This window comes from Halanaerobacter jeridensis, assembly GCF_016908315.1.
GTDB classification, from domain to species: Bacteria; Bacillota; Halanaerobiia; order Halobacteroidales; family Halobacteroidaceae; genus Halanaerobacter; species Halanaerobacter jeridensis.
The window spans coordinates 199,309-215,269 of sequence record NZ_JAFBDQ010000001.1 but is presented as its reverse complement, the minus strand read 5'-3'; the positions used below and the strand labels follow the sequence as shown (position 1 = coordinate 215,269).

The following is a 15,961-nucleotide window of genomic DNA, read 5'->3' as shown; positions in this document are numbered from 1 at the left end:
ATAAAATTTAATTTCCTAATTATGCTAAACCATATTATATCAAAAAACAATGCAGATGCCAACATAGATTTCTTATCCAATTTTTTATAATAAAAAACTCAAAGAAGTCATTTTTATGACCTCTTTGAGTAACAACAATCTAAACTGCTAATTTTTTATTAGAAATTTCGGCTACTGCTGATAACTCTTTCATCAATTGATCATAGCCATCAAGGGTTAAAGATTGTTGTCCATCACATAATGCTTCTTCTGGATTAGGATGAACTTCCATCATTACACCATCTGCACCTACACTAATACCTGCTTTAGCCAAAGGGCCAACTAAACTTCTCTTACCAGTACCATGACTAGGATCCACAATAACTGGTAAATTAGTCTTTTCTTTAATTAACGCAATAGCATTCAAATCCATGGTATATCTAGTAGCAGTTTCAAAAGTTCTAATTCCCCTCTCACATAAAATCACATTTGGATTACCATGACTAATTACATATTCAGCTGCCAACAACCATTCTTTAATAGTTGCAGCATATCCTCTCTTTAACATAACAGGTGTATCTAATTCTCCTAATTTTTTTAATAGACCATAATTCTGCATATTTCTAGAACCGATTTGTAATATATCTGTATATTGATTAACCAATTCAATATCTGTCGAGTCAAGTAATTCTGTAACTATTTTTAAACCTGTTTCTTCTCTAGCTTCAGCCAAATATTTTAAACCTTGTTCCTTCAATCCTTGGAAACTATGCGGTGAAGTACGTGGTTTAAATGCTCCCCCTCGTAAAATTTGTCCCCCAGATTTTTTAACTTGTCTTGCTGCCTTCATTAACTGCTCTCTACTTTCAACTGCACAAGGTCCTGCCATAACAGTCAATTCATCTCCACCTACTGCAACATCACCTACTTTAACAACTGATTTCTGTTCTTCTAAACTTAAATCTTCTAACATAATATCTACTCCCTTCGCAAATTATTTTAATTAAAATTGTTTTTTAAATATAAAAAACCTACTCCAATTTCGTCTTAGGACGAAATGAAGTAGGTAAATTTCGTGGTACCACCCTAAGTTGACTATTTATTAAAAATAGTCCACTAGTTCTGTTAACGACATCCGTGCCGGTATAACTTACTAATAAGTTCAGTTATACAACTCCAGAGGGAAACTTCAATTAAAAATCCTTTTAAAGATGCTTACAGCCGATGACATCTTCTCTCTTACAAAAGGATACTTTAATCTACTTTACTCCTTCTTCGTTGTTAAGCAATATTTATATGTTGTAATTAATGTTAACAGACAGAATATTAATTGTCAATAGTATAATCTGATTTATCTCTTCAAATTATAATTAAAGCTAATTTTGCATCTTATTGAGAAGTAACACGCTCTAAATTAACCTTAGCATTAGTATAATTAGAATTTATTTCTATCGCTTTCTTATAGGCCTGCTTCGCTTTGTCTAACTGTCCCGTGTTTTCATAGCATAAGCCTAAGTTATTGAATATATATGCTGCTTCGGGATTAATTTTTCCTGCTTTCTTCAAATGAGGGATCCCCTTTTCATATTCACCCTTTTTCAAATATAAATATCCTAAATAGTTCAAATAATAATAATTTTCTCCATCAATCTTAACAGCTTGCTTAAAATTTCTAATTGCAACTTTAAGTTTACCACGGGCATTATGTACCCGCCCTAATAATGCATAAGCATCCGGCTTACCATAATCATTTTTCATTGCTTCATTGGCCATATCCATAGCTGCTTGATATTTATCAAGTTGATAATAAGTTCGTCCTAAATTAACTAACACCTTGTAATCATCTGGAGCAATTTGATGAGCTTTTTCTAGCTGTGTTTGAGCAAAATCATAATTCCCCAAACGATAATAACTTAATCCTAATAAATAATGAGCTTGCTTAGAGTCAGGATTATTTGCAACAGATTCTACTAGGTGTTCAACAGCTTGTTGATATTGTTCGTTGTTAAATGCCTCTAAACCTGATTTTAAAGCATTTTCTTGTTGAGCAGTAGCTACTCCAGTAACTAACAACATAATAATCATTACCATACTTAATAATATTTTTTTATTTATCATCTTTTACCACCCTCTTTAATTATTTTAAATAAATATTTTCCGTTAACACAGCTTCTAACTTCTTCATTGAGCTATACTGCCGCCACTGATTACGAGACGGATGGGGGATATCAGTAATGATTTGGGCTGAAGTGCTAACTTTTTTGCTTGTAATAGTTAACTCTAAATAACTTTGCGCTAATTTTCCACAAGGAATTAAATAATTTACTGCGCATTCAGATAAAATATTATTGAGTCTTATAGCAAAATCATTTACTAAAACTTTTTTAATTTCATTCCAGCTTTGGTCACGATGACTTTTAGCTTGATAATTAACTCGTAATTTTTCTAAAATATGTATTATTTTTTTCTCTACTGCAGATAATTTATAATTCTCCAAAGCACTAGCTTGCATTGGAGCAGGTGCTACATTAATTATTCCAAATTGCTTTAATCCCTTATAGTGTTGTTGATAGTCTTCCACATTGCTGACTAATTTACCAAAAGCTTGTTTAGACTCTTGGTCATAAATAAATTTAGTCATCTCAACACCAGAATTACCTGCTACTGGATAACCATGTTTTATCTCAGCTTTATGTGGGGATTCTAAAATAAATAAATAATTCATCTCTCGATTAATTACATCTTCAACATTATACTTTTTAAAATAATTTTTACTTTCTGTTATTAAATCCAAGATTCAATTCCTCCATTTAATTACCTAATAGTTTATCTAGCTCTTGACGAAAAGTTTCAATATCTTTAAATTCTCGATAAACTGAAGCAAATCGGACATAGGCTACTTCATCTATATTTCTCAAATGATCCATTACTAGTTCTCCAATAATTGTACTATCAACTTCATTCTCCATTTGGTTCTTAACCTTTTGTTCTATTGAATTAACTATACTTTCTAATTGTTCACGAGACACAGGTCTTTTTTCACAAGCTTTTAGCAACCCATTTAAAATTTTATTACGATTAAATCTTTCACGATTACCACCACTTTTAATTACCATTACAGGCAAATCATCTATACGCTCATAAGTAGTAAATCTCTTACCACAATTTAAACATTCTCTTCTTCGTCTGATTGTTGTATTATCTTCTGTTGCTCTAGAGTCAATTACTTTACTTTCTAAATTAGTACAGTATGGACATTTCATAAATTGATTACCTCGATTGAGGTAAACCCCCCTTCTAAAAAATCATTATTAGTTATAAATTACTTTCTAGATATTTTTTTAAAATCCTGCAAATTAATATAAAAACTCTTGATTCTTATTAATCTAATAGTTGTTTTTCATCTTTTATTAGTTTAACCAAGATAACATCTTCTCCTATTTTATGTATATCATCCCATGATATATAGATGTTTTCTTGTTGTGATAAAAAATTAAAGATACCACTTTGTTGAGGAATCATAATCCCTTTAATCATTCCTTCATTCAAATTAATATCAACATCCACAACTTCACCTAATCTTTGCCCATTACTAATATTAACAACATCTTTAGCACTTAATTCTGAAGTCTTCACTAGCCTTCCACCCCTTTTTATATATTATATGAAAAATCTAACTAATAAAAACATTAATCTATAATAATTATATGTATAAGACATAAGTTCGTTACTTAGGTAATAATTTTATTAATGCTTTTAACCTAATTAAAATAACAAATTTAGAAAAATTTAATTATATAGTAGCGCTACTTTTATAATTATGATACTTATATGTTCATTATTTTTTAACTTTCTTTAACATATTTTTTTAAGTCCTGCAATGCAGCTTTCTCTAAACGAGAAACTTGAGCTTGAGAAATACCTATATTATCAGCTACTTCCATTTGGGTTTTTCCTTCATAAAAGCGAAGTGCTAAAATTAATTTTTCTCGTTGCTCTAATTTTCTTAATGCTTCTCGAACAGCTATACCTTCTAACCAACTTTCATTTTCTTCATTATTATCACTAATTTGATCTAAAACATAAATCGGATCCCCCCCATCATTATAAATTGGTTCAAACAAAGAAATTGGATCTTGAATTGCATCTAATGCATGAATAATTTCTTCTCTAGGAATTCCAATTTCTTTAGCTACTTCAGTTAAATTAACTTCTTCAGAATTTTTACTTTCAATCTCTTCTTTCATTTGTAAAGCTTTATAAGCAGTATCACGGAGGGAGCGACTAACTCTAATTGGATTATTATCTCTTAAATGTCTTTTTATTTCACCAATAATCATTGGTACTGCATAAGTAGAAAACTTGACATTTTTACTTAAATCAAAGTTATCAATTGCTTTCATCAATCCAATGCAACCTACTTGAAATAAGTCATCGATTGGTTCACCTCGATTATTAAACCTCTGTAATACACTTAAAACAAGTCTTAAATTACCTCCAACTATTTTGTTCCTAGCTTTTAGATCTCCTTGCTGCATTTTTCTAAATAATTTTCTCATCTCTTGATTTGATAAAACCGGTAATTCTGAGGTGTTAACTCCTGATAACTCAACTTTTTTTCTCATCTATTCCCCCCCTACTAAAAAATTCTTTTCTTTATCATTATGTGTATTAACGACAATATATATACATTAAATGATTTGAATTTAAAAGAATTATTATTTATGTTTGAGCAAATAGCTTTAATGTTGTATACTAGAAACGAGCAAATGATTATATCCGATATTTTTTCAATTAATTTAGGAGGTAAACTATGAAGAAATTAAACAATCACAAACTATTAGTTATTTTAGCTTTTAGTATGATTTTATCTTTTGGACTAATTATGAATGTTCGAGGACTGACTAATCCTCTCTTACAAGATGATTATGGAATTAATTACTCTCAGCTAGGTACAGTTTTAATGTTCTTTTCTATTGGAGCTAGTTTAGCAAGCTTTTTCAGTGGTTTCTTAATTGAAACTTTTAGCTTAAAACATGTATTTCGAGCAGGATTAGTGGTAGGAATAATTGGCTTAATCTCTATTTACTTTACTACTAATTATTATCTATTAATGCTAGTTATATTTATCATTGGCTTAGGGATGGGGACTACAAATGTATCAGCAAATTCATTAGCTTCAAGAATTTTTACTAAAAACAAAGGGAAAATGATGAATTTATTTCATTTTTTCTTTGGAATGGGCTCGGCTTCATCTCAACTATATGCTCCTTTTGTCATTAGCCTTGGCTTTCGCTGGGAAGCAGCTTATTCTTTTGGGGTTATATTATTAATAGGACTGTTTGGATTTACTTTTATTCCTACTTTTCCTCAACAGTCTGATGATGATTCCTCTAAAAACGCTAAAGTAACAACCATTTTAAAGGATATACGTGTTTGGTTATTTATCCTAATGTTTTCTTTTTATGTAGGGGCTGAAATAGGAATGAGTAGTTGGTTAGGGGTCTATTTAGATAACATACAACAGCGAACACCTGAAGAAATTGGTGCTTATATGTTTGGATTTTTTGTATTATTTACTATAGGCCGCTTAATAGCAAGCTTTATTGTAGAGAGAGTAGGATACATAAAAACTATTATAATATCTGCTGCTGCTGCAATGATTACTATTGCTATTGGATTACTTGGGCCAAAAAGTTTTGCTTTCTTTTTCTCTCTAACTGGTTTATTTCTTGCTCCTCATTTTGCAACTATCCAAGCAGTTATGTTTGAAGTTTTTGACGAAAACGTTTCAGCTATTGTAGGGCTGACATTAACTGCTGGTAGTGTAGGTAATATCTTATTTGCTAATAAATTAGCAGGAGCAGTTAATCAATGGCTAGGTATTCAATTAGGTTTTGGCATTTTTATTGTTTACTTAACTATTCTAATTGGAATTACAATTTATCTTCGTCAACATTATGTTCAATCTAAAAGTTAAACATAGAACTTAATAAGTCCACATCAAAGAAAGCCGCCTTTTTCATTGTAGAAAAAGGCGGCTTTCTTTTAATCAGTTAGATCTTTTTTATTTTTTTCAAAAAATTCTTCCTCTTTTTTAAATATCCAACGCGTTAATTGCTGAGTGATCTTATCTGGTAATTCTAAAAATTCTACTCCCACAATCATGCTATCCTCTTCAATTCTTACTATTTTCCCCTTTAAGGCTCCCCCGTTTAAAAATGATAAATTTAATTTTAATTCTAAAATTTCTCCCACTTCTAATTCTTGGCAAAATTCAACTTTCATTTTAAGTCCAACACTACTAATATCAATCAATTCTGCTATTTTAGGAGTTCCATCTAAGCCGGTAGTTTTAAATTGGAAATCACTATCTTCAGCTAGACAATAATCTATACTTTGCTGAGCCTGAACTCGAAATGATTTACGCCTTTGTATTCGCTGCACTTTACCTTTCTGCACTAAAATCAATTTACTAACTTCCTTTATCTGTTCAACTTCTACTACTACTTTATAAAGAGCATCTTCTCCCACAAAACACATATTTAATAAAATTCCAATCCGAATAAATTCAATCTCAGCAAAATTTTTATCTAAATTAAGTAATGATACTTCTAAACAATCTTCTTCGATAGTTACTACTTCACCTTCTACCTTAGTCAAAAGTTCTTGATAGGGAACGTCACCACTAGTTAATTTACTTAACTTTACTTTTTTCCCCACTTCTAAATATGAATTCAAAAAAACTGCACCTCCAGTTTAAATTTTGATTAAAGCAAAATCCATTATACATAATTCTACAAATCAATTTTAGTTCCTTTAAAAATTGTCACTTCTTAAATGATAAATAGAATTAAAACTTTCAAGAATTATCTCTGATTGATAAATATTAATTATATTAACCGCAGTATTAGCTTGATTAAGACGCCAGCACTTCTCTAATGGCATTTCTAAGAAATTACTAATAATAACCCGATTAACTCCTCCATGAGCAGTTACTAATATAGTTTGCCCTTGATGTTCATCTAATATTTCTTCAATTGTTTCAAACACTCGGCGCTCTATATCTTTTAAACTTTCTCCCTGCTCAGGACCATTCTCCTTTGGATTTTGGTCCCATAATTCAAATTGTTTTGGATAATGTTCTTTTATTTCTTCATAAGTCAACCCTTCCCAGACACCAAAATCTATTTCTTGCAAATTTGACCGCTGCTGTATCGGGAGTTTATGCAAAGCAGCTATGATTTTTGCTGTTTTATAAGCCCTGTCTAAATCACTACTATAAATAACATCAATTTTCTCATTTGCTAATCTTTTAGCTAATTTATGAGCTTGTTTCTCTCCGTTTTGATTTAAGGCAACATTTTTATTACCTTGGAATCTAGCCTCTTTATTCCAATCAGTCTCTCCATGTCGGACTAAGATTAATTTTGTGACCATTATAATCCTCCTCTTATGATTTAATATTAGATTACTCTTCTACTAGATATTTACTGTTCAAAAGGAAGCTTGACCTTATTCATTTCTGTTACTCAATCATCCCTGATTTTATCTTTATCTTTTAATTTTTACTACTAACTAGTGCTAAGATAATGAAACTTTATATAGATTTTATCAAAGAAACGATTCATTATCCACTAAAAAAAGAAAAACAAGAAGCCAAAAATGGCTTCTTGTTTAACTTAACTAGCAAAATAATGTCTTCCTATTCTAGTTACAACCTGTCTCGTATAAATCCAATGAGAAGTTACCTTAGCTGGATTATAATAAAAAGTAGCTCCAAATGTAGGATCCCAACCTTTTAAAGCAAGTTTAACTGCTCGTTGAGCATCAGTATTTGGAGTTAACCAAAACTGACCATCATGAACTGCTGTAAAAGCCCACGGTTGAAAAACAACTCCTTTGACTGTATTAGGAAATCTGTTATCTTCTATCCGATTCAAAATTACTGATGCAACAGCAACTTGTCCTTCTAAAGACTCTCCTCGTGCTTCAGAATAAACAGCTCTAGTTAGTAAATTAAAATCCTCTTTACTTAAACTATGAATAGCAACTTTAGAAGTAGACTTTTTTATTTCAATTTTTTGTCCTACATATATATAATTAGAATTTATATTATTCCAAAGTTTCAATTCATTAATACTAACATTAAATTTATGAGCAATTTTTGATAAAGTATCTCCCCGCTGCACATAATATAAATTATCATTACTTTTATTTGTTATATTTTTTAATTTATCAATAGTATCATATCCAGCCAGACCATCAATCCTTAAATTATTAGCTTGTTGAAAGTGAATCACTGCTCTTTCAGTCATTTTCCCATAAATCCCATCTACTGAATAATAATAATAACCTGAATGCTGTAATTTACTTTGTAACTGTACAACATCAGAACCCACATGACCAAATTTTAATGTTCTCTGTCCTAAATCTAAAGCCTGAACAGTAGTAACAGAACTAACTACTAAGATAGTTGTGATAATTATTAAAATAGCTATAAAATTTGTCTTCTGCTGCATTTAATCGAGCCACCTCCTTCTATTTAAATTAACCATTCATAATTATACTTGATTATTAGCTAATTAGCAAAGGAAGTTAATGTTAAGAAATAAACAAAAAACTAAATAATCAAGCCTGGACCACGGCTTGATTATTTAGCAAAAACATGATTGCCAATTTCAACTACTACTTCTCTTGTCTTAAACCACCATCTATTTTTAGCCGTCCGAGGATTATAAAAATAACAAGCTCCTCGAGTTGGGTCTTGACCTTTTAAAGCTGCTCTTGCAGCACGATAAGACGTCCGATTAGGTCTTAAATTTATCTGGCCATTAGCAACAGGGCTAAACTGTCCTGGCTGATAAACCACACTTCTGATATCATTTGGAAAATACGAACTAAGCACCCTATTTAAAATCACTGCTCCTACTGCTACTTGCCCAATATATCTTTCTCCACGAGCTTCACCGTGAATTAGACGAGCTAATAATTCAAATTCTCTATCACTAATTGTATGATAAATTACTTCTTTTTGGCTTAAATTATTAATTGGTAGTTCTATTTTATCTCCTTTACGAATTACATTTGATTTATCTAACTTATTCAACTTCTTTATTGCTGCTATACTTGTTTTGAATTCACGTGCTAAGTCATATAAATTATCTCCTGCTCGCACATAATATTCTAAAGTTCGCAAATTACTAATATCAACGCTTTCAGAAGATGAAGAATTCTTTATTTGTACATTATACTTTTGATTACAATTCAATTGATATTCGCCTGATTCTTTTTCATACAAAGAAATATTTTTATCCTGCTGTTGATTATGATTAAAGTCTAGACTATTAACGTTAGGAATTACTAGTTCATCTCCTACTTTAATCACTTCATCATCTGATAAATCATTTGCTGACCGTAATTTTTTAACGCCTAACTCAAATTGGCGAGATAAGTCATATAAAGTATCTCCTTGTTGTACTTCATAAATCAAATCAACTTGAAAAGTTGGTGCAGCAAAAACTAAATTGCTCAAGCCAAATAAAAGAATTAAGGCTAAAGATATAATTAAAAATCTTTTCATTTTATTCTCCCTTCTTTCATTACTGAATTCACTTACAGATAATACTATTATATAGTAAACTTATTTAATCAAATCTCTAATAGCAGCTAAATTCTGTTCATCATCTCCAGCTTCATCAATTGGTGTCTCTAAGATAAAAGGTTTATCTTTAAGTTGGGGATGATTGACTAATTTTTCAAAGCCTAAATTACCAATTTTACCTTGACCAATATGATGATGTCTGTCTTTATTACTTCCTAAGTCCCCTTTGCAGTCATTAGCATGAATTACCCCCAATTTATCTAAACCAAAAACATCATCAATGACCGTTAGTAGTTCTTCTATTTCTTGCTCACTTCTTAAATCATATCCTCCTGCAAAACCATGACAAGTATCAAAACAAAGTCCTACTTGAGATCTATCTACTAAATTATTATAAATTTGGGATAATTCTTCCATTGTAGTTCCAATTGCAGTTCCTGCCCCAGCAACATTTTCTAATAATATTTGAAAGGATAGCTGTTTATTACTCAAAACTTCATTTAAGGCAGCAATAATTCTTTTTCGCCCCTTTTCAACGCCTCCTCCAGTATGACTACCTGGATGTAAAACTAAATACTGCGCTCCAATTTTATTAGCTCTATCTACTTGTTCTTTAAGAGCAGTTATTGATTTCTGATATAAGTCTTCTTTAGGAGAAGCTAAATTAATCAAATAAGGAGCATGAATAACTACTGGACTTATATTATATTTTGTTAAATTATCTTTAAATTTCGCAATTTCTTTCTCATTTAACTCTCTTGCTTTCCAACCACGAGGATTAGAAGAAAAAATTTGGACTGTATCACACCCTAATTCTTCTGCTCTAACTACTGCTTTATCAATACCACCGGCAATTGAAGTATGTACACCAAACTTGATAATATCACCTTCCCAAATTACAACTTGATAACTTAAAATAACAAAATTAAAACTAAAATTCGCAGCAATAAGAAATAAAAAACTCTATCTCTGTTATTGAGATAGAGCCACCATTTAAATATATTCAACATTATTTTTTATTTTCCTGCAAGTTGTTGCAAATATATTGATAATTTAAAGAAAATAGCGAAAACATAAACCAGAATAAATCTAGTTTATGTTTTTTTAGATTAATTAATTACTATCTTCTTCATCAGATATAGCTTCTTTTCTAGATAAGCTAATACCACGATCATTAATATCAATTACTTTAACTAAAACTTCTTCGCCTTCTTTTAAGATATCTTCAGTATTCTTAACATGATGATCAGCTAATTCAGAAATATGAACTAAACCTTCTTTACCAGGTAAAATTTCTACAAATGCTCCAAAGTCAACAGTTTTCTTAACTTCACCCATATACATATTTCCTACTTCAACTTCCTCAGTTAATTTCTCGATGATCCGTTTAGCTTCTTGACCACTTTCTTGGTCTTCAGCAGCAACAAAGACTGTTCCATCATCTTCAATATCAACTTTAACTCCCGTTTCATCTACAATGCTTTTAATAGTCTCGCCGCCTTTACCAATTACATCTCTAATTTTTTCCGGATCAATCTTCAATGTAATCATACTTGGAGCGTATTCAGATAGTTCTTCTCGAGGTTCAGAAATTGTCTCCATCATTTTATCTAGAATATGCAGACGCCCATTACGAGCTTGCTCTAAAGCCTCAGATAGAATATCAGAAGAAATACCTTGTACTTTAATATCCATTTGTAAAGCAGTAATTCCATCTTCAGTTCCTGCAACTTTGAAATCCATATCTCCATTATGATCTTCAATACCTTGAATATCAGTTAAAATAGAATAGTCATCTTCTTTTTTCATTAGTCCCATTGCAATACCAGCTACTGGTTTTTTAATTGGTACTCCCGCATCCATTAATGATAAAGTACTACCACAAATACTTGCTTGAGAAGTAGAACCATTAGAAGATAGAACTTCAGATACTACTCGAATAGTATATGGAAAGTCACCTTCTCCAGGAATCATTGGTTTTAAAGCTCTTTCACCTAAAGCACCATGTCCAATTTCTCTACGTCCTGGGGAACGTAATGGATTCGTTTCTCCAACACTATAAGGTGGGAAATTATAATGATGCATATAACGCTTAGATTCTTGTTCTTCTATACCATCTAATACCTGCTCATCTCCAACCGCACCTAATGTAACTACTGACATTGCTTGCGTTTGGCCTCGAGTAAATACTCCTGATCCATGAGCTCTTGGTAATAACCCTATATCACTAGAAATTTGACGAACTTCATCTAGGCTACGACCATCAATTCTTTTCCCTTCCTCTAAAACTAAAGTTTTAATAGACTTTTTAGCAATTTTATCTAAAGTATCTTTAACTACTTTAATTTTTTCATCTAAATCTTCATCTTCTGCAAATTGCTCTTTAAAATAATCAACTACTTCTTCTCGTACTTGATTAACTTGTTCACCACGCTCTGCCTTATCTTTTGTCTGCAGTGCCTGACTTAATCGATCACCTACATGTTCTTCTACTTCTTCCTCTAATTCAGGATCTTCTACTATTTCTAAATCTAAATCAGCTTTTTCTTTACCAATTTCAGCAACTACCTCTTTTTGCAATTGAACAACATCTCTAATAGCATCTTGTCCAAAATCAATCCCTGAAATTATTTCTTCTTCTGAAACTTCATTTGCTCCAGCTTCTACCATCATTACTGCTTCTTCAGTTCCTGCAACAGTTAAATCTAATAAACTTTCTTCCATCTCTTCACTAGTTGGATTAATAATGTATTCATCATCAACTAACCCTACTCTAGCACCAGCGATTGGACCGTCAAATGGAATATCAGAAATTGCTAATGCAGCTGAAGATCCTACCATAGCAGCAATATCAGGGGCATTATCATTATCAACCGATAATACTGTTGCTACTATCTGTACATCATGTCTCATTCCTTCTGGGAATAAAGGGCGAAGTGGACGATCAATTAATCGAGCAGCTAATGTAGCAGCATCACTCGGTTTCCCTTCTCGTTTAATAAACCCACCAGGAATCTTTCCCACAGAATATAATCTCTCCTCATAATTAATCATTAAAGGAAAATAACTCATTCCTGGTCTAGGATCAGACATAGTAGCTGTTACTAAAACTACAGTATCCCCATATCTAACAAGGACTGAACCATTAGCTTGTTGAGCTAAATCTCCAGTCTCAATAGTTAATTCTCTTCCTCCAAATTCAGTTGACCAACTATTTCCCATACTTTTAACTCCTTTCTCTTTAATATTTATTATATTTCCTCAGTAATTTCAAATCTATTCTCTACTAAAAAACAGGCTACTTTTTAATTAAAATATAAGAGCGGGGAACCCCGCTCTTATTTTTATAATTAGCCTCTAATATTCAACTTATCGATTAATTCTCTATATGCTTCAATATCATTATTTTCTAAATAATTTAGTAGACTTTTTCTCTTACCTACCATTTTTTCTAGGCCTCGGCGAGAATTAAAATCTTGCTTATGATCCTTTAAGTGTTCAGTAAGTTGCTTAATCTTTTCAGTTAATAAAGCAATCTGAACTTGTGGAGAACCAGTGTCATTTTCATGAACAGCATATTCTTCAATAATTTCTTGCTTTTTTGTTTGTGATAACATTTACTTCACCTCCTTAATTAATTACAGCCCCATTTTCCAAGTTAAATGTCGGAGTTAACAATTTAACCTAGAAAATGGTTACACAACTATATATAATTTTAGCATAAAATTGGCCAAAAGTAAATAAATATCTATATAAAGTGCCACTAGCTAGTAGATAAAAGCTAGTGGCTAGTAGTTAAAAACATAAAATCAAAACCAAGAGGCACAATCAAAAAATAAGTAACCTCACTTTAAGACAATCCCTGACCCCACTATTAAAGTAAAACTATCATTAGATGGCTGAGCAAGTTTTTCGTAGTGGCATTAAATTTAGGATGTTAATGAGTCTTAATGAAGTAAACTTAAAATAAATTTTGTATTGTTTAATCTCCAATTTTGATTAAACTAAATTTATTTTAAGTTTACGAGTTTTAGACGAATCATCCTAAATTTCTGAACGAAGAAATGCTTACTCAGCCATCTCGAAGTTACACTTTATATAGATAATATTTCTTTGGCTTCCTGCACATCTTGCTCAATATATTCTATCAATTCTTCTTCAGTAGAAAAATCTAATTCGCCCCTAATTCTTTCTACAAATTCTAATTCTACTGTCTGCTCATAAATCATATCAGAGAAATCAAAAATATTAACTTCAATTGAAAACTCACCTTTATTAAAAGTAGGTCGATAACCTAAATTCACAACTCCATCATAAAGTTCATCTTCAACTTTGATTCGACAAGCATAAACTCCCGCTGAGGGGATAACATAATCAGTGACCGGTTTTAAATTAGCCGTAGGATAACCTAATTCACGACCACGACCATCTCCTGAAACTACTTTTGCTTCGATTTTAAAGTTTCTTCCTAGTTGTCGCTTGACTTTAGAAACTGCTCCTTCTTTAATCAATTCTCTAATATATGTACTGCTTATATCTTGGTCGTCAATCTTAATTGCCGGAATTATTTCAACTTCAAAACCATACTTGTTTCCTAGTTCTTTAATCTTCTCTGGAGTCCCTTTACTTTGATGCCCACATCTAAAGTCTGCCCCAACTATAATTTTATTAACTGAAAAACGATCTACTAAATATTTTTTTATAAATTCTTGATAAGGTAATTGAGCAAATTCTTCAGTAAATCTTTTAAAAATTATACGATTAATACCGAACTTTTCAATTAATTCTAGTTTTTGATGATAGCTAGTTAAAGATTTTGGAGCAACTGCAGGGGCTACAACTTCTAAAGGATGAGGATTGAATGTTAATAAAGCACTATCACTATTATAACGCTCAGCTTCCTGAATTGTTTTTTTCATAATTTCTCGGTGCCCTAAATGAATTCCATCAAAGGATCCAATTGTTAAAACTAATTCTGAATTATGAGGGCGATTATAAATAATTTCCATCTAACCTCTCCCTTCAAGCCCAACAATAATAATTTTACTTAATATTTTCTTATTTCTTCCTTTACAGCTTCAATCACTTTCTCTTCTGCTTCTTCTAATCCACATTCCAACAAACATCCTGCAGCTTTAGCATGCCCCCCACCATCAAATTGATGAGCAACTTTATCTACTGCAAAGTACTCATTAGATCTTAAACTCACTTTTATTTCTTGAGGGCGATACTCCTTAAATAAGACTGCAACTTCAACCCCCTGTAAACTACGGGGATAACCTACAATTCCTTCTGCATCTTCCCACGTAGCACCAACTTCTTCTAAAAAGTGTTCAGGAATTTTAACCCAAGCAATTTTAGCTGTTTCATCAACTTCTAAAGTTTCTAACACTTTGGCTTTAAGCATTAAACTTTGATAAGTATTATTTTCAAATATCTGTCGTGTAATATAATTAACATCTACATCAAAATCAAGCAAATCAGCCATGATTTGATGAGTTTCAGGTCTAGTATTAGAATAGCGGAAAGATCCTGTATCTGTAATTAATGCTGTAGCTATAGCAGTCGCTAAGTCTTGATTCAACTTGGATTTATCTAATTCTATTATTAATTGATAAATCAATTCTGCCGTAGCTGCTGCATCAGTTACTAAATTATAATCACCATATAAAGTATTATCTGCATGATGATCAATATTAACAATCACTTGCTTATCTACCAAATCAGCTACATCACTAATCCGCTCCCAATCTCCTGAGTCTAAAGTAAATAAAACATCAAAATCTATTTCTAATTCTGGATTATACTCTTTAATATCCTGGCTATAAGATAAAAAAGAGAAGCAGTCAGGAACTTCATCATCAAGCACTACTTCTACTTTTTTTCCTAACTGCTCTAAAAATATTTTCAAGGCCAAAATAGACCCAATATTATCTCCATCTGGATTAACATGACTAGTAACTAAAAAACGATCATTATTTTCGATAATATTTATAATGGAATCGAGATCATTATTCTTGTTCATTTTCTTCATCCTCATTCAAATCTTCAATAATTTCAAAAATACGTGCTCCTCGTTCAATAGAATCATCATAACGAAAAATTATTTCTGGTGTATGATATAATCTGATTCTATTTCCGATCTCTTTTCTAATGAAACCACGAGTGGACTTCAAACCTTCCATTAATTCTTCTTCATTATCATTAATAGTACTAACAAACACTTTAGCATGTCGTAAGTCACCTGAAACTTCTACATCAGTCACTGAAACAAAATTACCAATTCGGGGATCTTTAACTTCTCTACGTAATAATTGGCTTACTTCTTCTCTAATTAATTCAGCAACTCGTTCTGGACGATGATTAACCATTGTACTC

17 protein-coding genes and 1 other annotated feature are annotated in these 15,961 nt (G+C 31.4%); of the genes, 1 reads left to right on the top strand and 16 read right to left on the bottom strand.

Annotated elements, in window-relative coordinates; genetic code table 11:
- Positions 1-139 precede the first annotated feature (139 nt).
- The 6 genes from aroF to sigG form a co-directional block, all read right to left on the bottom strand.
- A complete protein-coding gene (aroF, locus tag JOC47_RS01130) occupies positions 140-952 on the bottom strand; it encodes a 3-deoxy-7-phosphoheptulonate synthase (protein WP_204700118.1) in 813 nt (270 codons plus the stop codon).
- Positions 953-1,024: 72 nt separating this feature from the next.
- Positions 1,025-1,264: a binding site (T-box leader), on the bottom strand.
- 104 nt (positions 1,265-1,368) lie between these two features.
- The gene (locus JOC47_RS01125; protein ID WP_204700117.1) at positions 1,369-2,097 is read right to left on the bottom strand and encodes a tetratricopeptide repeat protein; all 729 of its coding nucleotides are present in this window, start codon (positions 2,095-2,097) and stop codon (positions 1,369-1,371) included.
- Between the two features lie 19 nt (positions 2,098-2,116).
- A complete protein-coding gene (locus JOC47_RS01120; protein ID WP_239550836.1) occupies positions 2,117-2,773 on the bottom strand; it encodes a hypothetical protein in 657 nt (218 codons plus the stop codon).
- 16 nt (positions 2,774-2,789) lie between these two features.
- A complete protein-coding gene (nrdR, locus tag JOC47_RS01115; protein ID WP_204700116.1) occupies positions 2,790-3,242 on the bottom strand; it encodes a transcriptional regulator NrdR in 453 nt (150 codons plus the stop codon).
- 118 nt (positions 3,243-3,360) lie between these two features.
- Positions 3,361-3,615 (bottom strand): YlmC/YmxH family sporulation protein, encoded by a 255-nt coding sequence (locus JOC47_RS01110; RefSeq protein WP_338035290.1) that lies wholly within the window; start codon positions 3,613-3,615, stop codon positions 3,361-3,363.
- 209 nt (positions 3,616-3,824) lie between these two features.
- Complete coding sequence (gene sigG, locus JOC47_RS01105) at positions 3,825-4,604, bottom strand: RNA polymerase sporulation sigma factor SigG (RefSeq protein WP_204700115.1); 780 nt, start codon at positions 4,602-4,604, stop codon at positions 3,825-3,827.
- A 188-nt stretch (positions 4,605-4,792) separates the two neighbouring features.
- Between sigG and JOC47_RS01100 the strand changes: the two genes are divergently transcribed.
- A complete protein-coding gene (locus JOC47_RS01100; protein ID WP_204700114.1) occupies positions 4,793-5,959 on the top strand; it encodes an MFS transporter in 1,167 nt (388 codons plus the stop codon).
- Positions 5,960-6,027: 68 nt separating this feature from the next.
- Here JOC47_RS01100 and JOC47_RS01095 read toward each other — a convergent pair whose 3' ends face one another.
- The 10 genes from JOC47_RS01095 to rbfA all read right to left on the bottom strand — a co-directional run bounded on the left by JOC47_RS01095 (position 6,028) and on the right by rbfA (position 15,954).
- The gene (locus JOC47_RS01095; RefSeq protein ID WP_204700113.1) at positions 6,028-6,720 is read right to left on the bottom strand and encodes a flagellar brake protein; all 693 of its coding nucleotides are present in this window, start codon (positions 6,718-6,720) and stop codon (positions 6,028-6,030) included.
- Positions 6,721-6,798: 78 nt separating this feature from the next.
- Complete coding sequence (cobC, locus tag JOC47_RS01090; RefSeq protein ID WP_204700112.1) at positions 6,799-7,419, bottom strand: alpha-ribazole phosphatase; 621 nt, start codon at positions 7,417-7,419, stop codon at positions 6,799-6,801.
- Between the two features lie 242 nt (positions 7,420-7,661).
- Complete coding sequence (gene sleB / locus JOC47_RS01085; RefSeq protein ID WP_204700111.1) at positions 7,662-8,501, bottom strand: spore cortex-lytic enzyme; 840 nt, start codon at positions 8,499-8,501, stop codon at positions 7,662-7,664.
- A gap of 131 nt (positions 8,502-8,632) precedes the next feature.
- Positions 8,633-9,562 carry a cell wall hydrolase gene (locus JOC47_RS01080; protein WP_204700110.1) on the bottom strand — a complete coding sequence of 310 codons (930 nt, stop codon included), beginning with the start codon at positions 9,560-9,562 and terminating at the stop codon, positions 8,633-8,635.
- Between the two features lie 60 nt (positions 9,563-9,622).
- Positions 9,623-10,462, bottom strand: a complete 840-nt coding sequence (locus JOC47_RS01075) for a deoxyribonuclease IV (RefSeq protein WP_204700250.1) — start codon at positions 10,460-10,462, stop codon at positions 9,623-9,625.
- A 234-nt stretch (positions 10,463-10,696) separates the two neighbouring features.
- Complete coding sequence (gene pnp / locus JOC47_RS01070) at positions 10,697-12,805, bottom strand: polyribonucleotide nucleotidyltransferase (RefSeq protein ID WP_204700109.1); 2,109 nt, start codon at positions 12,803-12,805, stop codon at positions 10,697-10,699.
- A 128-nt stretch (positions 12,806-12,933) separates the two neighbouring features.
- Positions 12,934-13,200: a 30S ribosomal protein S15 gene (gene rpsO / locus JOC47_RS01065; RefSeq protein ID WP_204700108.1), complete on the bottom strand. Its 267-nt coding sequence runs from the start codon at positions 13,198-13,200 to the stop codon at positions 12,934-12,936.
- Between the two features lie 477 nt (positions 13,201-13,677).
- Positions 13,678-14,592 carry a bifunctional riboflavin kinase/FAD synthetase gene (locus JOC47_RS01060; protein WP_204700107.1) on the bottom strand — a complete coding sequence of 305 codons (915 nt, stop codon included), beginning with the start codon at positions 14,590-14,592 and terminating at the stop codon, positions 13,678-13,680.
- A gap of 38 nt (positions 14,593-14,630) precedes the next feature.
- The gene (locus tag JOC47_RS01055; RefSeq protein ID WP_204700106.1) at positions 14,631-15,608 is read right to left on the bottom strand and encodes a DHH family phosphoesterase; all 978 of its coding nucleotides are present in this window, start codon (positions 15,606-15,608) and stop codon (positions 14,631-14,633) included.
- Positions 15,595-15,954 carry a 30S ribosome-binding factor RbfA gene (gene rbfA, locus JOC47_RS01050; protein WP_204700105.1) on the bottom strand — a complete coding sequence of 120 codons (360 nt, stop codon included), beginning with the start codon at positions 15,952-15,954 and terminating at the stop codon, positions 15,595-15,597. The genes JOC47_RS01055 and rbfA overlap by 14 nt, the downstream gene beginning before the upstream one ends.
- Positions 15,955-15,961: the final 7 nt, after the last annotated feature.